Origin of the sequence: Pedobacter sp., from assembly GCF_035317785.1 — a bacterium.
Classification (GTDB): Bacteria; Bacteroidota; Bacteroidia; order Sphingobacteriales; family Sphingobacteriaceae; genus Pedobacter.
In genome coordinates this window covers 32,922-53,025 of record NZ_DATHGC010000378.1, presented here as the reverse complement: position 1 = coordinate 53,025, position 20,104 = coordinate 32,922, and the positions used below count along the sequence as shown (strand labels likewise).

Here is a 20,104-nt window from a genome sequence, read left to right as displayed (position 1 = left end):
TCAATTGCATCGGCAACTGCATCCTGTTTTTTCAAGGTTTCCATAGTCAGGGTTTTTATTGCTTCAAAATCAGCTTTGGCTTCTTTAATGGCTTCATGATCAAAATAAAGCTGGCTGTTGCTGGAAGTAATGATCGCTTTTTTAACTTTATATTGTTCGGCTATGGTTGCATTTAGGCTTTTGAGCACCTGCGAATCGCTGAACAGCCCTCCTGGCAGTTTGTTTTCCTTCATAAAGCCAGGTACATGTGCTACTCCATGGTCAGCTGACAGGAAGAATAAATAATTTCCTTTGCCAAGTTTGGCATCCAGGTAATTGAAGAAGTCTTCCAGGTCTTTATCTAACCTTAGATAAGTATCCTCTGCTTCGACTGAATTGGCGCCATACTGATGGCCTACGTAGTCCGTCGATGAGCAGCTGACCGCAAGGAAATCTGTGGAGCTTCCCTGACCAAGCCCTTCTGCCTGAATAGCCGTTTTGGCGAGATCCAGGGTCATGGTGTTGCCATACGGCAGACTTTTGATCATGTCAAAGTTTTTGTCAATATATAGTTTAGTCGGATGAGGAAAGGTAGGCGTTTCTTCGCCTCTGGCTTTTCCTTCATATGGTTTGTTGTCGGCCGTGCTCTGGGTGTAGGTTCCTATGGGATATAAAGTATTCCAGTTCTGCTCAAAATACTTATTTGGCATTTTCAGTTTGTTGTACTGTTCTACCCAGGCAGGAAGTTTGGTCATGTAATGTGTGCTGGTGATCCAGTCACCAGTGCCGCCATCAAACCAATAAGCGGCATTGGCCGAATGACCTGCCGGAAGTATAGAACCACGGTCTTTAAGAGAAATACCTATGACCTTGCTCTTAAAATTTGTAGCCAGTCTCAGCTCATCTGTAATCGTGGTAACCAGCATGTTTTTTGGGGACATTAATCCGGCCCTGGTATCACTGCCTACAGTTTTTACCGTAGTATCTTCAGCGCAATAAACATTTCTTTTCAGTTGAGGGTCATACCAGTCATTGCCGATGATGCCGTTAATAGCTGGTGTCGAACCTGTGTAAATGCTGGAATGTCCGCATGCGGTATACGTTGGAGTATAGGGTATAAAAGTGTTTTCAGCAGAGAATCCCTGATTTACAAGGCGTTTGAAACCGCCATTTGAATACCTGTTATAGTAACGGTAAAGGTAATCCCACCTCATCTGGTCTACTACCAGCCCGACTACCAGTTTCGGTCTGCTCAATTCTACAGCAGATGATGTCTTTAATGTGGTTTTAACTGCTTTTTTCTGAGCGATTGAGGAACTGCAAATAAAAATAAGCGCAGCAAATAAAAGGTATGTTTTCTTCATTATTATGTGTTAAAGATTTTAAAGGTACTTATTCAAAGAGAAGATCGAATTACTATTATGTAAAGATTTTATAGCACATCTGCCACCACAAAAGTACTCCCGCCGACAAATATCAGGTCATCGTCGTTTGCGTCGTTTTTTGCAGCCGTCAGTGCAAACTGAACACTTTGAAATACCTCACCGATGAGCTGATGATCGAGGGCTTGCCTGGCCAGTTCAGCAGCGGGCAATGCCCTTTCTAAATCTGGCTGACAAAAATAATACCGGGCATCCGAAGGTAATAATTTGAGCACACCGCCGATATCTTTGTCTTTAACCATTCCTATTACGATATGCAAATGGTCATGCGGGGTTTCCCGGATGTTCTGCGCCACTTCAGTGATACCAGCTATATTGTGCCCTGTATCACAGATAATGAGCGGATGGGTACCAATCACCTGCCATCTTCCCTGCAGGCCTGTAAGCTGTTTTACACCTCTCAGCGCTGTGCGAATATCCTGATCGCTGATCTGGTACCCCAATTTGCTTAAAACCAATACAGACTGGATCACCGTTAATATATTTTTAAGCTGATATGATCCCGTAAGGTCAAGCGTTAATTCCTGAAATAGCACATGATCTTTATCTCCTACTGACAGGTTCAGCACCTCATTTTCTCTTTGAAAATGCTGAATGTTCAATTGTTCGTCAGCAAATACAATTTCGCTTCCGGTTTCTTCCGCCTTTTTTATAAAGGTTTGGTCTGTTTCCGGATGCCGTTCGCCAATCACTACAGGAATCCCGGGTTTAATAATTCCGGCCTTTTCTGCTGCGATTTCAGGTAGTGTATTTCCCAAAATATTGGTGTGGTCCAAACTGATGTTGGTAATGACAGAGAGCTCGGGAATAATAATGTTTGTCGAATCCAGCCTGCCGCCAAGTCCTACTTCAACAATAGCAATATCTACCTGTTGGGTTTCAAAGTATGAAAAAGCCATTGCCACAGTCACTTCAAAAAAAGAGGGGCTGAGTTCTTCAATAATATTGCTTTGCGAGGCGACAAAATCAACTACAAAATCCTTGGATATCATAGCACCATTGATTCTGATACGTTCTCTGAAGTCTTTTAGATGCGGTGAAGTATATAACCCTGTTTTAAATCCTGCCTGTTGAAAAATGGCTGAAAGCATATGTGATGTGGAACCTTTTCCATTGGTTCCGCCTACGTGGATGGTCTTAAATTTATCCTGAGGATTGCCTAGCTTTTCACACATCACAATGGTGTTGTGTAAGTCCTTTTTAAAGGCCACCGCACCTACGCGGGTAAACATGGGCAGTTTGCTGTACAGATAATCCAGGGTTTGCTCGTAATTCATCAAAGAAGATTGGATAACACAAAAATAGAAAATGCTTTGCCGGTTATTTAACTTTAAAGTTGAAAATCACAATACCTATCTGTATATCTGGCGCAGCATCGGATTGAGACAGGCTGGCGCCCATTACCGCAGTTTTGCATTTTTGCCACAATTCCCTGTCATTCAAGGTTGTTCCCTTTACTCCAGGGGTAGCATCTACCACAACACCTGCCTTGTTGATTTTAATTCGCACCGCAATTTTGCCTGTTTTCTGTCCGTCATCCTGCGGTGTGACCAGGTTCGTAAACCTTCTCAGGGGAATTGGCGTTTCTCCAAAACCTGAGCCTCCTTCGCCATAATTCGTAGCAAGAGGATCACCGTCTTTATCACCTTGGTTACCTGGAGTTGTTCCCGTACCATCACCGCCGCCTGTGCCTTTGTTTGACTTGCCTTTATATAAAGCATTTTGATTGATCACTGGTTTTGACGGCTTATCTTCAGTTACAGTCGTCGGGGCCTTAGTGGTAGTTTTGGTAGGTTTTGTGTTTACTGCAATGGCATCCTCTGTATTTTGTGTCACAATTGTTTTATCGCTATTTTCACTGGAAGTAGTTGGGGTGACTTTATCTTCCGGAGTGACCTTATCTGGTGCTTTTTGATTGGCATTGGGATCTGCTGAAGGTTCTTCTATGCTCGTGTAATCGTCACCCATGCCTTCTGCAGAGGTCCCATAGTTGACAACCATACCACCCATACCTTCTTCAACGGGTTGGAATGATCCAATCACAATAAAAAAGCTAATCAATAATAAGAAGCCCATTATCCCGCTGGCAATAGCAATAGCTTTTGGGTAATTGTTTTCCTCAGGCATGTTATACGCTTTATGGTTCATTATTTTTTAGGTTCTACAGCTACAACAAGTTTTAATTTCAATTTGTTGGCGATATCATTCACGACAAAACCATCCTGATAGGTTACATTCCGGGAAACGTATAAAAGAATGGTCATATCTGGAGCCAATTTCTGGTAGGCTGCCAGTGCAGGCTCTAATTCCTCGATGGTTACCGGTTTTTTATCGATGGTATATTTTAAATTTTCGTCTATGGTTACCGTAACTGCCTTTTTAGCGGTAGACTGTTGACCGCTGGAAGACTGCGGAAGCAGTAACTTTACTACCTGTGGATTAACTACAGCTGACGCCAGTAGAAAAAACAAAAGCAGGAAGAACATGATGTCGTTCAAAGCAGAAGTATGCACCTCCACAGTTCCTTTATTTCTCTTGCGTAAATTCATTATTTTCCTGGCTCCTCTAGTAGATCAATAAATTCAATGGCGTCTGTCTCCATTCTTAGTATGATTCGTTCAACCATCATATTCAAAATATGATAGAGCACATATGCGATAATACCAATGATCAACCCAGTAGCGGAAGTGATCATTTTGGTATACAAACCACCCGATATTGTTCCGATTTCTATAGCTCCTTTAATAGATACATCATGAAAAATGGTAATTACCCCAATAATAGTACCGACGAAACCAAGCATTGGCGCAATACCCGCGATGATACCAAGTATGCCTATGTTTTTTTCCAGCTTCGAGACCTCATGCTTGCCATTGTTCTCGATGGCAGCTTCTATATCTTTAATGGGTCTGCCAATACGTTTTAACCCTTTTTCAAGCATTCTGGCCAGAGGAGAATTGTTGTTTCTGCATAGGGCGATGGCATTGTCCAGTCTTCCGTCATGGATATATTGTTTGATCTGCAGCATCAGGTTAGATTCAGTTTTAGATGCTTTCCTAATGGTAAGGTACCTTTCTACAAAGATTACCAATCCCAAAAAAGCTAAAAAAGCCAGGGGGAGCATTACCCAGCCACCTTTAAACAGAAGGTCAATAAAGTGGATTTCTGGAGGTGCGGTAGTTACTGCCTGCGTTAAGTTATTAGCGGTATCAACGAGCTGTTTTGCGGTATCCGTGGCACCTTGTAGTAATGTGATCATATTATTTTATTTGTGTGTTTGTGTGTTTGTTTTGATAGATATATAACTCTGGGTTTTTTAACTTCAAGACAAGTTCTTTACGCCCTTTCATGGCGCTTGCTTCATCTTGAAACGTTGCAATACTGATCTTTATTCTGCGTTTACCCGGAACTTTAGGAATTACTTTTGCGGTAATGCCAATGGCTTTCATCTGTGTAATAAACCAGTCTGCCTCTTTCTGGTTGATGACAGAAGCCCCAATCACTTCCCATGTAGTCGCAGTATCTGTACTTAAAGCCGGGTTTAGTGCTGCAGTGGTATCTTTTAAAGAATCGGGGTTGACAACCGCTGTTTGAGCGGCCCTCAAAATACTGTCTGCTTTTGCAGCAGAATCAATCTTTAACTGACCGGGGTTTGTAGCCAGACCTTTTGTTTGTTCTTGTTCCTTCTCCGCTTCACCCTTAAAAAGCCCGGGTTTTACAAAATATACAACTGCTCCAATAGCTAAAAGAATAGCGCCGGCGATAATAATCTTTATGTATGCTGGTGTTTTTGGTTTATCTTCAATTTCTGCTTCTTCGGGGCCATCTGCAGATCCAGCCTGACTAAAGTTATGACCTTCGTCAAAATTCCAGTAATGATCTGCCCTTGACTCAGTGGCAGGGATTTCATTTTCAGGAATCGCCGTATCGTCTGCCGGATCTTCTTCCAAATTCTCTGCAGTTTCTATAAACAGAGGAGATTCGGGAATTTTCTTATGCTTTATCTCAGATATTTCATCATACACAGGTTGTTCGTCAGGTTCAGCGGTTCCATCACTCAGATCAGCGTTGTGATCTTCCAAATCTAAGCGTTCATGAAAATGTTCTTCCTGTTCCTTCGCATAGCTTTCTTCTCCTTGAGCGGATTCATCTTTAAAAGACGGCAATCCATAAAATTCAAACCCTAAATCTGTCGCTCCCGAAGGAGAGAAGGTCAGCCCCTTATCCGAAGCCGAAAGCCGGCCAAGTTCACCAAGATCAGCTTCCCGGCTGTCTTTCAGTTGCCTGAGCAGTTCCTCAGCAAATTGTTCTACAAAATAATAGGAGGAGTCAAAAGATATATTTTTCTTTTTGCTGATGAATTCTGCCAGCGCATTGTTTTCCTTTACTTCTTCAGTAAATTCAAGTGTATAGCTCGGTGGTAAAAAAGCATGTGCCTGAGCATCATATCTTCCCGGAGATTTCTTTTTGTAAATAGTCCCCAGCCCTGTGATTCCGACTTCTTTTCGGGTTCTGATAAGCTCGGTAAGGTATGATGAGATCTCCATTCTGGTAAAAATAAATTTTAATTCCGTATCAACCAACTATTAATTAAAAACCCGTCTAGAACGAATAACTTATTCCCCCAAAAATATTCATCCCGATGGTTTGATAATACAGGAACCTGCTGTAAGATGAGTCCAGTAAATTGTTAACCTTTATAAATGCCGAAAATTTATTATTGATCTTGTAATTGGCTCCTGCGCCAAGATCTACAAATCCTTTTACGGTTACGACCTGTTCATTTAAGGGATCAGGAATCAAATAAGGTTTGGCGGGCGCTGCCAGGTAAACTTTAGCTTTACTATCGTCCTGAATAGCTACCGATGCCGTCAGCGAGATTTGTTTGGTAATATTATACAAGAGATCGGAACTTAAACGCATTTGCGGTTTGAACCAGCTTTGTGTTTCAGCGGCAGGCTTGTAATCCTCAAAATTTAGTCTGCCCGTCCATTTTAATGCGTCACTTACCTGAACAGAAAGCTCACCCTCCAGACCTGTAAGCTTCATCGTGCCAAAATCGTAGATCACGTCAAACTTATTGAAGCTGGAAAAGCTGTTTACATATAGCGGCATGTCTTCAATCCTTTTGTGATAGATCCTTGCTTTATAGCCAAATCCAGGTCCGCCTGTGCCTTTTATTCCACCGCTTATGCTTAATTTTTCAACAGTATTTCTGATCTCTATATTGCTGTTGAGCCATGGATTTTCATCAGTATACTGTTTTAGTGAATTGCGGTTCACATCTCCCTTCACTTCACCAAATATTTGAAGGTAGTCCGGTATCAGCGTGAAGTCAGCAGTTACAGCCGGAAAGATCCTGGTTGATGAAAAATCACCAAATTCCTGCACAAAATTAATTCCGGCATTGATCTTAACGCCGTGTGTCTGCAGCCTGATATATGGATTCAGTTTTAAAATATTATTGCCCACATCCGTGATGGAATCTTTAGTCCCGCCAAATTCTGCGGAAGCTGCAAGTCCGAGGTTGAAACTGCTGATCCTTTTGTTCATATAGCCATTCAAAACAATAGAATTCTCTTTTGCAGAGAACTTGTCACTCCAGATATAGCCGTTTACCTTAGCCGCGTAGCTAAATGCATCCGGATCATCGGTGTATTTATTAACCACTTCGCCTTCAGCTTCAAAGAAGTTTAGCGTTTGCTTTTCAGGATTCGGATTTAATGCAGGGTTTGCCTCGTCAATGCCATAGAAATACAGGCCATTCCGTTGAAAGTTGACCCTTCCGCTGAGCGTAGCCGTTTCGCCGATACTGCGGCCGAAAACACTTAGTCTTTGCTGGCTCGATTGCTGTTTGTTGAGTTTTCCGGATTGGCTGAGGTGCTGCAAATAAGCCCCGGCCTGCATGGCTTCATCCTTGCCGATGTTTACATAAGCTTCGCCAAATATAGTTTTGGCTGTACCAAAGCCACCTTTTACATAATTGTTGATCAGCTCTGCTTCTCTTTCGGCTGCTACTTCCTGGGCCTGTAGCTTGTTGATGTCAGAATTCAGTTCCAGCTTCCTGTCGGTAAGGCTGTAATTGAACCGTGCTTTATAGGTCTTTACATCGTTCAGATCCGGACTTCTCCTCAATTTTACAGCCTCGGCCAAGACAGGTTTGTAAGGTCTTACTACTTCAATTTCTTCTGTAACTGCCTTTTCCTCAGTCTTGGGTTTCGTGGGGTCCTGTGCCATTACGTGCAGCGTGCCGGCGGTGATCAGTAAAATGGTAGTATATATTATTTTATGAAATGTCATGTTGCTTGATCTTATTTGATTTTTTGTAATTTTTCTTTAGCAGTCGGAACGATATCATCCTTGCCTTCATAGTTGTCTATAAGGCTCAGCAGTGTGCTTTTAGCTTGTAAATTGTCCTTTAATGCTACGTAATTATCAGATAATAGTATAAAAGATTTGGCTACCCAGTAATCATAGGAAGGCATGTTATTGATCAGGTCAAAGCAGGTCTTGGTAGAGGTTTTGTATTCCCCCCTGGCGTATTGCAATAAGGCAAGATTGTATTTCGCTTCCGCACCTGCTACAGTCTTGGTTTTGCTTACAACCGTACTAAAGGCTTTTGCCGCCTGTGCAGTATCTGCTTTCAGCAAATAAGCTTTACCGGCGTACAGGTCTGAACTGTTCTTCTCTTCTTCAGATGCTTTTTCAGATTCCTTGATCAGCTTGACGTATTTCAGCATATCATCGGGCATATTCAATGCATCGTAAGCTTTGATCAGGTTGTTGATCGCATAACTATAGTGAGCTTTGTAATCGGCAGTAGTTTCCAGCCTTTTTAAATAAACAATGGCTTCATTGTATTTTTTCTGATTCAGAAACAGTTCTGAAATACTTACCAGGGAACGCTCGGTATAATCACTGGTCCAGTCGTTCAAAATGTATTCATAATCAGGCACAGCCTCCAAAGGCCTTCCGAGCTTCACCAGCGATTCAGCCCTGATAAACTTCGCTTCCTTATCATGTATCGCCTTCGGATATTTATCAAAGTAAGCATTGATGGCTTCAAAGGCGCCCTGGAAATCTCCTTTTAAATAGCGGTTGCTAGCAGCCTGAAATACAATTCCATCTTGTTCGGCGGTAGAATAGTTTCCAAGAGGAGTGGAGCTGGCATAGGTAATAAAGCCTTCGGAATCTCCCCGGTCTACATAGATATTTTTGATAGATTCCAGCGCCTGTTTCGCTTCTTCAGTACTGGCATATTCTCTGATCACTTTCTTAAATGATTCCAGCGCATCGTCATCTTTATCCTGGTTATACTGAACCAGGCCTATCGTTACCAGGGCCCTCGGTACATAGCTGCTTCGCGGATATTGGCTCACCAGCGTGATCAGGTCAGATTTGGATTTTTCAAAATCCCCCTTGTTAAAGTAAGTGTAAGCAGTCTCAAAACCAGCATCGTCTGCATAGTTAGAGGTTGGATATTGCTTTAGCAGATCCTGCATAGTGGCGATCTTTGCGTCATTCTGGTTCTCCAGGCCCTGGATCATTCCGCGTTGAAATAACGCATAATCCTCGCCTGTAGCACCGCTGCTAATGATCTTGTTGTAGTTTGCCATTGCATTGCCATAGCTTTTGCTTACAAAATAGGAATCTGCCAGCCTGACTACAGCATCATTTACAGTTTTCTGATCCTTGTCATTGCCGCCAAGAAAACGTTCGAAATAATTTGCAGCTTTAACGTATTTCTCATCCTCAAACGCAGCATAGGCAAGTGCATAATTGGCAAAATTATATACACCTGTTTTTTTCGCGCCCTCCATAGCCAAAAATGTCTCAAAATGTTTTACAGCCTCACCAAATTTCCGAAGCTCATAAGATGCCTCAGCTTTCCAGTAAGTGCTTAAAGCAAGGATTTCTTCATCCTGCGGAAATTTTTCTGACCTTAGGAACATCGACAATGCATTAGGGAAAGCACGCTCATTGTAAAATTCCAGTCCCCTGAAATAGGTTGCCTTCTGATAGGCTTCCTTCGCTTCAGGCGATTTATTTTGCAGCGGCTCTAAAATATCAACGGCAACCTGGTAGTTTTTGCTGGTCAGCAAGATCTCGCCCAGTAATGTTTTTGCTTCATTGATCTTCCTTGAATTGGGGAATTGCTTTAAAAAATTTTGAATAGATTCCAGCGCCTGCTGATTAAAATCCAGCTCATAGCTCAGACGCGTGTAGTTCAGCCACGCTTCCTCTTGTATCACCTTATCAAAGTCAAGTCTTGAGGCCCTGAAAAATGCACTTCTGGCTTTCTCCTTATTTTTCAATTCGATGAATGAGCGACCTAACGTATACATACCGCTTTGGAGGTAGACATCATCAGTATCCAGTTTTTCAAGGATTGTCACGGATTCCGCATACTTTTTCTGAAAGAATAAGGAGTACCCATACTGATAGATATACAAATTGTTCTTCTTACCCGATTTATCTTTAGCATAAAACTCCTTAAAGTACTTCTCGGCGTTGATGTAGTCGGATTTCGCAAAATAAGAAGCTGCAATGATACTCAGCATTTCCGATTCGTATTCCTGTTTGGAGCTTTTTAGAATTGGGACAGCGTATTCGATTACGTCATCATAACGCTCATCCAGGTAATACATAGAAGTGATGTAATATGGATAACTGGCTTCATAAGTAGGGGAGCCTTTCAATTTTTCAAAATTGCTGAGTGCAGTTTTATATTCCTTGTTCAGGTAATTGATGTACGCAAAATAATAAGTAGCGCTTTCCTGAAACGGCGAATCGTCTTTTTTAACTGCTTCAAACAAAGGTTCAGCTTTTTCAATATCATTTTTCATGAAATAAGCATAACCCTGTTTGAACTGGTATTCCAATCGCTGCTTTGCCGAAAAAAGGTTAGGGTCGGCTTTTCCAAACCACTCCAGCGCTTTCTCGTAATTCTTTTGCGCAAAGTAAGATTTACCCACATGAAAATAGGCGAGTTTGGCATTCGGATTCAGCGGGTAGTCTTTGATGAAATTCAGAAAAAGACTCTCCGCATCATCGTTGCCCAATTCCAGGGCACAAACTGCCGCGTAAAATTTGGCATTTTCTTTAAGCAGGGATAGTTCCGAGTTGCTTTCCTGCTGAGCTCCGGGCTTTTGTCTGATCTGTTCTACCAGCTTAAATTGCTGTGCAGCAGCAACGAATTTCTCGTTATCCAGTAACTCCAGCCCGGTTTTATAGTTTTTATTGAGGTTAACTAGTACGCTTGACTGCGCAAAAGCGGAGGTAACGCCCCCTGCTAGTAACAGCGGAATAAAAAGGTATTTTTTCTGCATTTGTTTCAAATATGGTTGGTACTAATATAAATATAGTATTGTGTCTTACGGTTACAAGAAATTAACATGTGTTGATAACACTGGTTTAACGAAAAGAAAGAGAAATTGGTATAAGGAAGCTTTTATAGTCACCTAGTCTCTTTGCGAAGCCAGTAAATAAAGTACCGCCATGCGTATGGCAACGCCGTTTTCTACTTGTTCCAGAATGATGGACTGCTTACTGTCGGCTACATCACTGGTGATCTCCACACCGCGGTTTATTGGTCCCGGATGCATGACGATGATCTCTTTAACGAGGCTGTTGAGGATTTGTTTGTTGAGGCCATACATCATGGCATATTCCCTTAAAGAAGGGAAGTACTTGATGTCCTGGCGCTCCAGTTGAATGCGGAGCATATTGGCGACATCACACCAGTTCAAAGCTTTGATCAGGTCATGCTCTACCTTCACTCCAAGGCTGGAAATGTATTTGGGAATCAAAGTTGTCGGTCCGCAGACCATTACCTCTGCACCCAGTTTCTGAAGGCACAGGATGTTTGATATCGCTACCCTTGAATGCAGGATATCACCAACGATCACTACTTTTTTGCCTGCCACACTGCCGAGCTTCTGGCGAATTGAAAAAGCATCAAGCAAAGCCTGGGTGGGATGCTCATGCGCGCCGTCTCCTGCGTTTACGATCTGTGCTTTTATGTGTCTGCTCAGAAATTGACCAGCTCCTGCATAAGGATGTCTCATCACCACCATATCCACTTTCATGGCCAGGATATTGTTTACTGTGTCGATCAGTGTCTCGCCCTTGCTCACAGATGAAGAAGATGCAGCGAAATTCACCACATCGGCCGAAAGCCTTTTCTCTGCCAGTTCAAATGAAAGCTTGGTACGGGTAGAGTTTTCAAAGAAAATATTTGCTATGGTGATGTCGCGTAAAGAAGGTACCCTTTTTATTGGCCTGTTGATGACATCTTTAAAGTTATCTGCAGTTTCAAAAATCAATTCAATATCATCGCGGTTAATGTCTTTAATACCTAGAAGATGCCTGGTTGATAATTTGTCTGCTGCCATACTATTTATTGCTTTCTGATAATAAGATAACTTTGTCTTCACCCTCGGTTTCCTTCCAGCTTACCCTTACCATTTGTGAATTCAGGCTGTCTACCTGATGCCCGATATAATCAGGCTCGATCGGGAGCTGTCTGGAAAACCTTCTGTCGATCAATACCATGAGTTCTACCTTGGCTGGTCTGCCATAGGCCAGTAGCGCATCCATAGCAGACCTGATGGTCCTGCCTGTCCACAGTACATCGTCTATGAGGATCACATTTTTTTCTTCTATGATAAAATCTATGTTATTGCTGCTTGCGGATACAATGCCGTCTTTTCTTCGGAAATCATCCCTGAAGAAAGTAATGTCCAGATCACCCTTTTTTATTGTGTTTTTTCCAAGGATCTCTGAGAGTTCCTGTTGTACCCTGTTGGCAAAGTACGGACCTCTCGGCTGGATGCCGATTAAAACGGTATTGGAAAAATCATGGTGATTCTCAATTAACTGGTGACAAAGTCGCTTAATTGTGATCTGGAATTTTTGTCCGTCTAGCAGGATTCTCTTTTGCATTGACTAAATAATTGCACAAATATAGCCAAAAAGTTGTAACCCCAAACCCCGAATGTGCTTTTTAAAAATCTAATTGCCCAGGTATTGCTTACTGTAATTGATTTTCAAAAGGTCATAACGTTTCAGCTGTGTTTTTAGCCGCTGCTGAAAATTTCCGTAATCCTTCTTCGCCCGCGGACTCCACAACACTTCACTCAGTGCATCAAGCCGCGGGAAAAGCATATATTCTGCTTTAGCAGAGCTTGCAATGTATTCTGACCACAAATTGCCCTGAGCACCCCAAATGTATTTGCTTTCTTCCGCAGTTAATATTGCCGGCACAGGCTCATAACTATATACTGTGCTTAATGGCAGGAATTTAGCGGCTGTCAGGGAATCTTCTTTCAGAAACTGGCTGTGATTAAAATACATAGCATTCTCCGGAGTCATCACTACCATGTGCTTTTGTTTGGCTGCCGCAATGCCGCCCTTCTCACCGCGCCAGCTCATTACAATGGCATTTGGTGCCAGTCCGCCGTCCAAAATTTCGTCCCAGCCAATGATGGTTTTGCCTTTACTGTTCACAAATTTTTCTATGCGGTGTATAAAATAACTTTGCAGGGCGCTCTCGTCCTTCAGTCCGTTTTCCTTCATGATCTGCTGCGAAAGGGCAGATTGTTTCCACCAGATCTTTGAGCCCTCATCGCCGCCAATATGAATGTATTTAGAGGGGAATAACTCAATTACTTCTGTTAAAACCTCTTCAAGAAACTTAAAAGTTTGTTCAGTAGGCTGGAACACATTGTTAAACTTATTAAAGATTCCCCAGGTCTGGGCAACCTCATATTTTTTTGATGGCTCAGTCCCAAATTCAGGATAAGCAGCTAAAGCTGACATGCTGTGTGCGGGCATTTCGATTTCCGGAATTACATTAATGTAACGGTCTGCCGCATACTTTATCACTTCTTTAACCTCTTCCTGGGTGTAATAACCGCCATACCTGAGCCCGTCATTTCCGGTTCCCGGATACAAGCCCGTTATCGTCCCATTTCGCCACGCACCTATATCAGTCAGTTTCGGATGTTTTTTGATCTCTATGCGCCACCCGTGGTCATCGGTCAGATGCCAGTGAAAGTAGTTCAGTTTATGCATAGCCAGGTAATCGATGTATTTTTTGACAAAAGCGACGTCAAAGAAATGACGGCTAACATCCAGATGCATGCCTCTGTAAGTAAAGCGGGGGTAATCAGTAATATCGACCGAAGGTATATCCAGCGGCAAGTTTTGTTTTACAGGCAATAACTGCAAAAGTGTCTGAACAGCATAAAATATCCCTTCATCGGTTGGTGCATTGATGCTGATGTTTTTATTCAGGACATTCAGCATATACTGACCGGGATTAAGAGCAGTACTTGCTGTTCTGATCAATCTGATGGTATTCTTTTTCTTTTCATTTGCAGCATATACATCAGTATGTAATGTGATGCCATAATACTTCAGCAGATAATCCTTCAGATACACGGCCGACCTGATTAAAGCAGTATCGCTAACCAGGATCAGGGTACCGTTGTCTATTGTAAACTTATCCCCGGCAGCATTAATACGTAGTTCAACGGGCTGAGGAATAATTGCCGGAAGCTGAGCCTTCGATGTGGTAAAGAGCAGCAAGCTAAATAAAGCACTTAGCAATGTTTTCATTGATGGTAGAATTTGTGTGCGTTTCAAAATTAAGCAAAAAAAGAGGGTTGTCCAGATGAACAACCCTCTTAATATTTAGATTTTAAAGATTACAGCTTATTTTTTAGCCTTGTTTTCTTCACCTTCCATTTGTTGTTTTAATTGTGCAAGCACGCCTAAATCACCTAATGTAGATTTTTCAACAGAATCTTTCACTTTTTTCACTGCAGTACTAGATGCTTTAGCTTCTTTTTTCTTAGCATTTCTTTCCTCATTGGCAGCTTCAGCTTTAGCCTCTTCCCAGATACGGGCATGAGACACAACGATACGCTTGGCATCTTTGTTGAATTCAATGATTTTGAAGTCATTGGTTTCTTCAGCCTTGATGGTACCACCATCTTCTTTAGCCATATGTTTAGTCGGTACGAAACCTTCAACACCATAAGGTAAAGCAATAACAGCACCTTTATCAGTTACCTTCACAACAGTTCCCTGGTGAATTGAATCTACAGTAAAGATAGTTTCAAAAGTATCCCAAGGGTTTTCTTCCAGTTGTTTGTGTCCTAAGCTCAGTTTGCGGCTTTCTACATCCAGTTCTAAAACAACTACCGCCAGTGTATCACCTACTTTAGTGAATTCATTAGGGTGGTTTACTTTTTTAGACCATGAAAGATCAGAAATGTGGATCAATCCATCGATACCTTCTTCGATTTCAACAAATACACCGAAGTTGGTCATGTTTTTAACTACAGCAGTATGTTTGCTTCCGATAGGATATTTTGCTGCAACATTTTGCCAAGGATCCTGGGTCAGTTGTTTGATACCCAAGCTCATTTTGCGCTCGTCTCTGTCCAAAGTCAATATTTCAGCTTCTATCTCATCGCCAACTTTCAGGAATTCCTGAGGGCTGCGCAGGTTTTGTGACCACGACATTTCTGAAACGTGGATCAAACCTTCTACACCAGGGATGATTTCTAAGAAAGCACCGTAATCAGCAACAGTAACAATTTTACCTTTTACATGTGAACCGATAGCTAAATTAGTATCCAGTGATTCCCAAGGATGTGGAGTCAATTGTTTTAGTCCTAATGCGATACGTTTTTTCTCGTCATCAAAGTCAAGAACAACCACATTGATTTTCTCATCAAGGCTCAATACTTCTTTTGGATGCTCTATGCGGCCCCAAGAAATATCAGTGATGTGAAGTAATCCGTCAACGCCGCCCAAATCGATGAATACACCGAAGTCAGTGATGTTTTTAACGGTACCTTCAAGAACCTGGCCTTTTTCAAGTTTAGATACAATCTCCACTTTTTGGCTTTCCAGATCGTCCTCGATAAGGATTTTATGAGAAACAACTACGTTTTTAAACTCATGGTTGATCTTAACAACCTTGAATTCCATGGTTTTACCCACGTATACATCGTAGTCGCGGATAGGTTTGATGTCAATTTGAGAACCTGGAAGGAACGCCTCAACACCCATGATGTCAACGATAAGACCACCTTTAGTACGGCTTTTAACAAATCCGTTGATGATTCTGTCATTGTCAAGGGCTTCATTGATGGTTTCCCATGATCTCTGTGTTTTAGCTCTTTTACGAGATAAGATTAATTGGCCGTTTGCGTCTTCAGGAGCTTCCACAAAAACGTCAACTTTATCGCCAACTTTCAAATCAGGTGTATCACGGAATTCTGAAGTAGATACTAAGCCGTCTGATTTAAATCCTACGTTCAATACTACGTCTTTGTTGTTTATGGAAACAACAGTTCCGCTAATGATTTCACCCTGAGTGATTTGATTGAAAGTATCGGTATACATATCTTCAAACTTTTTACGGTCTGCGTCACTGTAATTTCCGAAAGCTTTGTCATCTGCATCCCAGTCAAAATCCTGATCTGGAGTTGCTAATGATGATTTGATCTGTTCGATCGACACTGAATCAGCTTCTGATTCAATGGTTTCTTTTTCCGCCAGGCGAGCATCTGCGCCCTGCAGTTCAGCTGTTTTAGCCTCTAGTTCTTTTTCTGCTACTTGTTTTTTAGCCATTAAAATTTAATCTCCTTTTTCCCGTTAGGGACGGCAAAGATAGAAATTAATATTTTTAAAGAAAAGATTTTTTTTATAAATGTTATTGATATTGAATGATTTGTGTATATCTTATACGTTCATTACCCTGCTGTTTCCAAATGATACAGTTTCTATCTGCCGCTGATCAGCGGCTCCAGATAAATCCTTCTGAAATTTTAATATAAACTTAAGATACCAGTAATATCACTATAAGATAATAATTATATCAATGACCCTGTTATCACCCTGTTACTACCTTGTTGAAAACGTGTTATAATAAAGCAGTATGTGAGGTAAGACACAGGCAGGGTATAAGCAAGTATTGTAAAATAGGGCTTTATTTTTTCTTCCTGTGCCGGCCTCTCCAGATCAGAAAACCGGTAATTGGCAGGCTGGCGGCAACCAGACTGGCACAGAATGCCATTATTTTCCCCGGAAGACCCGCAATGGCACCGATATGGATATCATAATTGGCCCGCATCATTTTGTCAGCAAAACTCGTCTTTGCAAACCGGCCGTAACTGTGTTTTACCTCCAGTTCACGGAGCGTATACTGATCGTACCAAAGGTAATCGGCTTTCCAGTAGGTTTCGGTATCAGGATTCAGTGCCACCTCAATGGCGGCCTTTGGTCCGTCTGGCACATGCACCTCTATGCTGCCGGGGTAATTGGGATTTTCCTTCATGGTTTTGGCCAGGAGAATATCTATTGCTGGTTTGCGGCCGGCTACACTGCCCACCAGTGTACTGTCAGAAAAGCTTTCTTCAAACTGAACCATAGATTTTCCGCCTGCTGTCACCCAGTAAGCGGATCTGGCAAACCACTGAAAGCCCATAACGAGCCCGGAAAAAGCAATAAAGATCAATATCCAGGTCATGTAAAACCCGAAAACATTGTGCAGGTCATAATTCAGCCGCTTCCATTTGGCACTCCATTTTACACTAAACCTTTTTTTGCTGGCCGCCGCATTCTTGGGCCACCAGAGGATCAGGCCTGAACAGAGCAGGAAAGCAAACATCAGAGTAGCGGTGCCTAAAACAGGCTGGCCGATTGCAGGCGGAAGCCATAAGTAGTAATGTCCGTCGATGATGAAACGGAAGAAATCCTGATCCATGTCCTTCACTTTCAATACCTCTCCGGTATAAGGGTTAATAAACACGATCCAGTAATATGCCGGCACCTCAGCATAATATACTACCGTTGTTGCTTTGCCTTTCTCATAGCCCACACTATGCGCGTGTTTCCCGGGTACTTTGCGGTCGGCTATGGCTTTCAACCTGGATGGCTCAATGTAAGGTCTGTTTTCTGAGTTAACAAAACGATAAGGCTGTGTTGCGTCTTCGATTTCGCGTTCAAAAGCAAGGATGCAGCCTGTTATTCCTAAAAAACACACAAATAGCCCGGATGTCAATCCGAGCCATAAATGTATTTGTCCGATCCAGTATTTAGATCTGTATTTTTTATTGATCACCAGGTATACTTTTTAAAATTTATAAGCGATACTTCCCGCAAAGCTTCTCAGTTTCTGAGGGTTTGCGGTTCCATATCCAATCCAATATTTTTCGTTGGTCAGGTTGTCTATTTTAGCTCCAAGCCTGAGGTTGCTGTTTTCATAAAATAAGGACGCATTCAGCAAGGTGTAAGCGGGCAGTATGAAAATGCCGCTGCTTACGCTGTTCACAACCTTATTGTCGCTTGCGTAATTTCCGCCAAAACCAAAACCCAGCCCTTTAATGGCGTTGTCCGGAAGACGATAACTGAAGAACAGATTTGCCAGAGTAGGGGAAGAGGCGTATCCTGGCCTGCGGCCGTTGACATCAGAATCTTCAGTTTCCATTTTGGAGTCATTGTAACTGAAGCCCCCAACGATATTCAGCCCGCTGAAAGGATTGGCAATGAGCTCTACTTCTATTCCTTTGCTGAGTTGAGCTCCATCCTGCACAGAAGCAAATAATCCGGCAGCGGGAAGACTTACATCACTTCTCAGCATGTCTTTTACCTTAATGTCGTAATAGCTTATAGTGGCACTTAGTTTACCTTTAAATGCGTCCAGCTTTACTCCGCCCTCAATTTGATTGGCTTGTTCAAGTTCAGCGATTATTGTGGTGATCTTTGATGCTGATGAAGGATCATATTTGCTATATGCACCAGGATTCGTAAAACTGTTCTGATAATTGGCAAAAATAGAGATCACGTCTTTAATAGGTTGATATACTGCACCAAACTTAGGTGAAAAGGCATTTTGGTTATAAACGGCGTCGTCTGCTCCGCCAGTTTTTCCACCTTTGCTTTCAAACCTGTCTGCACGCACAGCAGCCAGAATGCTGAACCTGTCTGTAATGTTGATGACGTCGGAGAGGTATGCGCTATACGTATTGGTAATGTTTACGATAGGGTAAGTAAAATCAGGTGCTGAAGTCGCATATTTTTCAGACATATTGGCGCCGTTGAAACCGCTGTAATCAAACCCGGGAACATTCAGCGGAACGATATCCCAATTGCTTCCATAAAAATTCTGTTTGGCATCGGCCCGGATAAAATCAAGCCCAAGTACCATCCGGTTTCTCAGTCCTCCGATCTTGAAATCCCCATTGAAGTTTTGCTGGAATTCGAGGACGTTGTTCTTGCTGTTGCCGGTAGATTGATCTGCGCGCGCCATGTAATTGCTTTTGCCATTGTCAGCCGGGTTGCCGCTGATCACTCCGTCAGGTATCAGATAAAAATAAGGTGAGAAGCCATCAGAAAAACTGTTGGATGAGGTAAAATTGGTTGATGAAGTAAAAGCTTCAGAGATCTTATAGTTGACCTGTGCAAAAAAGTTTGAACTTCTTGAACGCTGAAACAATTCATCGCCAAGGTAAGATTTTTTATAATCGACAGGAAGCTCATCTGCACTCCTCACACCAAGATCGGCAGCAGGAAAATAGAAGAAAAAAGCCTGTTTGCCGGTATTCGTACCGTAAAATACTTCAGCATCAAGGTTTATTGTAAGTCTGTCGGAAGCATTATAAGTCAGGCTCGGAGCAAAGATACTGTTTTTAGTGAAGCCGATGTCCTGAAAAGTACCTTCATTGTTATAGGCAGCGTTGACACGAAACAGCAACTGATCATTAACAGGCTGATTTAAGTCTAGGTGTATTCTCTGGAAATCATTATTGCCACCTGAAAAGGCGACTTCTCCGCCAAAAGTTTCATAAGGTTTTTTAGTTACGCGGTTGATCAGGCCACCGTAAGAGGTTAAGGCACTGCCAAAAAGAGTAGCTGAGGGGCCTTTGATCACTTCCAGTTTTTCCAGGTTTACCGCATCGATCTCACTGGTCACAATACCGGCAATACCATTTCTTAAATTACTTTGCACAATGAATCCGCGGGTGTTGTAATAGCTGCCGCCATCACCGCCGCGACCGGTGGCCTCCCACATCTTTTGCATACCGGGTACGTTCCTTACTGCCTCATCAACATTAAAGATCAACTGATCTGTAAGCAGTTCTTTACTAACGGTAGTATATACCTGAGGATTTTCAAGTTTGTTAAGCGGTGTTTTGGCAACAAACTCACTCTGTTTCTTATTAAACCGGTTGGCTTTGGTACTGGAAATGACAATTTCGTCCAGCTGAGAAGAACTTTCATCAAGGGTAAGGTGAATACCAGAGACATCGGAACTGGTGACCCGAACCGCCTGATCTTGTTTTTTAAGTCCGATTGCAGAAGCGATCAGCACGTAACTCCCGGTCTTCACCTCTTTAAATGTAAACTCACCGTCTTCAGCGGTCATGGTAGCTTGTCCGCTGCCTTTTAGGATAATGCTGATACCTGATGCCGGATTACCGTCCCGGGTTATCACTTTTCCGCTTACCTGGTAGACTGCTCGCTGAGCAAAAAGATTCAATGATAAAAGGATGAAGAGCACTGTTAAATTAAATGGTCTGAATTTAATCATTTTATGGGCTTGTATTATCTGGACTAATTCTAATTTAGTGCAAAGAAAGCATGAAAATTTTTATAAACAAAAT

General features: G+C 42.3%; 14 protein-coding genes. All 14 read right to left on the bottom strand.

What is annotated here, in order from left to right:
* Positions 1–1,343: alkaline phosphatase PafA (pafA, locus tag VK541_RS23690; protein WP_324373070.1), on the bottom strand; the 1,343-nt coding region annotated here is incomplete at its 3' end.
* Between the two features lie 68 nt (positions 1,344–1,411).
* Positions 1,412–2,698: a folylpolyglutamate synthase/dihydrofolate synthase family protein gene (locus tag VK541_RS23685; protein ID WP_324373069.1), complete on the bottom strand. Its 1,287-nt coding sequence runs from the start codon at positions 2,696–2,698 to the stop codon at positions 1,412–1,414.
* 43 nt (positions 2,699–2,741) lie between these two features.
* On the bottom strand, positions 2,742–3,569 hold the full coding sequence (locus tag VK541_RS23680; RefSeq protein ID WP_324373068.1) for an energy transducer TonB: 828 nt from the start codon (positions 3,567–3,569) through the stop codon (positions 2,742–2,744).
* Complete coding sequence (locus VK541_RS23675) at positions 3,569–3,970, bottom strand: biopolymer transporter ExbD (protein WP_324373067.1); 402 nt, start codon at positions 3,968–3,970, stop codon at positions 3,569–3,571. The genes VK541_RS23680 and VK541_RS23675 overlap by 1 nt, the downstream gene beginning before the upstream one ends.
* Complete coding sequence (locus VK541_RS23670) at positions 3,970–4,680, bottom strand: MotA/TolQ/ExbB proton channel family protein (protein ID WP_285056930.1); 711 nt, start codon at positions 4,678–4,680, stop codon at positions 3,970–3,972. The genes VK541_RS23675 and VK541_RS23670 overlap by 1 nt, the downstream gene beginning before the upstream one ends.
* Position 4,681: 1 nt before the next feature.
* Positions 4,682–5,968 carry a hypothetical protein gene (locus VK541_RS23665; RefSeq protein ID WP_324373066.1) on the bottom strand — a complete coding sequence of 429 codons (1,287 nt, stop codon included), beginning with the start codon at positions 5,966–5,968 and terminating at the stop codon, positions 4,682–4,684.
* A gap of 55 nt (positions 5,969–6,023) precedes the next feature.
* Positions 6,024–7,721: a TonB-dependent receptor gene (locus VK541_RS23660; protein ID WP_324373065.1), complete on the bottom strand. Its 1,698-nt coding sequence runs from the start codon at positions 7,719–7,721 to the stop codon at positions 6,024–6,026.
* Positions 7,722–7,732: 11 nt separating this feature from the next.
* Positions 7,733–10,750 (bottom strand): tetratricopeptide repeat protein, encoded by a 3,018-nt coding sequence (locus VK541_RS23655; protein ID WP_324373064.1) that lies wholly within the window; start codon positions 10,748–10,750, stop codon positions 7,733–7,735.
* Between the two features lie 132 nt (positions 10,751–10,882).
* The gene (locus tag VK541_RS23650; RefSeq protein WP_324373063.1) at positions 10,883–11,815 is read right to left on the bottom strand and encodes an aspartate carbamoyltransferase catalytic subunit; all 933 of its coding nucleotides are present in this window, start codon (positions 11,813–11,815) and stop codon (positions 10,883–10,885) included.
* Between the two features lies 1 nt (position 11,816).
* On the bottom strand, positions 11,817–12,365 hold the full coding sequence (pyrR, locus tag VK541_RS23645) for a bifunctional pyr operon transcriptional regulator/uracil phosphoribosyltransferase PyrR (protein ID WP_324373062.1): 549 nt from the start codon (positions 12,363–12,365) through the stop codon (positions 11,817–11,819).
* Between the two features lie 69 nt (positions 12,366–12,434).
* Entirely contained in the window at positions 12,435–14,042 is a 1,608-nt protein-coding gene (locus VK541_RS23640) for a beta-N-acetylhexosaminidase (RefSeq protein ID WP_324373061.1), read from the bottom strand.
* A 96-nt stretch (positions 14,043–14,138) separates the two neighbouring features.
* Complete coding sequence (gene rpsA, locus VK541_RS23635; RefSeq protein ID WP_324373060.1) at positions 14,139–16,070, bottom strand: 30S ribosomal protein S1; 1,932 nt, start codon at positions 16,068–16,070, stop codon at positions 14,139–14,141.
* Positions 16,071–16,428: 358 nt separating this feature from the next.
* Entirely contained in the window at positions 16,429–17,562 is a 1,134-nt protein-coding gene (locus VK541_RS23630; protein WP_324373059.1) for a PepSY-associated TM helix domain-containing protein, read from the bottom strand.
* A 12-nt stretch (positions 17,563–17,574) separates the two neighbouring features.
* On the bottom strand, positions 17,575–20,031 hold the full coding sequence (locus tag VK541_RS23625; RefSeq protein WP_324373058.1) for a TonB-dependent receptor: 2,457 nt from the start codon (positions 20,029–20,031) through the stop codon (positions 17,575–17,577).
* Positions 20,032–20,104 lie beyond the last annotated feature (73 nt).

Bases quoted from the DNA above. Each gene is read 5' to 3' on its own strand.
- VK541_RS23685 (WP_324373069.1), bottom strand. From the start codon at position 2,698: ATGAATTACGAGCAAACCCTGGATTATCTGTACAGCAAACTGCCCATG.
- VK541_RS23680 (WP_324373068.1), bottom strand. From the start codon at position 3,569: ATGAACCATAAAGCGTATAACATGCCTGAGGAAAACAATTACCCAAAA.
- VK541_RS23675 (WP_324373067.1), bottom strand. From the start codon at position 3,970: ATGAATTTACGCAAGAGAAATAAAGGAACTGTGGAGGTGCATACTTCT.
- VK541_RS23670 (WP_285056930.1), bottom strand. From the start codon at position 4,680: ATGATCACATTACTACAAGGTGCCACGGATACCGCAAAACAGCTCGTT.
- VK541_RS23665 (WP_324373066.1), bottom strand. From the start codon at position 5,968: ATGGAGATCTCATCATACCTTACCGAGCTTATCAGAACCCGAAAAGAA.
- VK541_RS23660 (WP_324373065.1), bottom strand. From the start codon at position 7,721: ATGACATTTCATAAAATAATATATACTACCATTTTACTGATCACCGCC.
- VK541_RS23655 (WP_324373064.1), bottom strand. From the start codon at position 10,750: ATGCAGAAAAAATACCTTTTTATTCCGCTGTTACTAGCAGGGGGCGTT.
- VK541_RS23650 (WP_324373063.1), bottom strand. From the start codon at position 11,815: ATGGCAGCAGACAAATTATCAACCAGGCATCTTCTAGGTATTAAAGAC.
- pyrR (WP_324373062.1), bottom strand. From the start codon at position 12,365: ATGCAAAAGAGAATCCTGCTAGACGGACAAAAATTCCAGATCACAATT.
- VK541_RS23640 (WP_324373061.1), bottom strand. From the start codon at position 14,042: ATGAAAACATTGCTAAGTGCTTTATTTAGCTTGCTGCTCTTTACCACA.
- rpsA (WP_324373060.1), bottom strand. From the start codon at position 16,070: ATGGCTAAAAAACAAGTAGCAGAAAAAGAACTAGAGGCTAAAACAGCT.
- VK541_RS23625 (WP_324373058.1), bottom strand. From the start codon at position 20,031: ATGATTAAATTCAGACCATTTAATTTAACAGTGCTCTTCATCCTTTTA.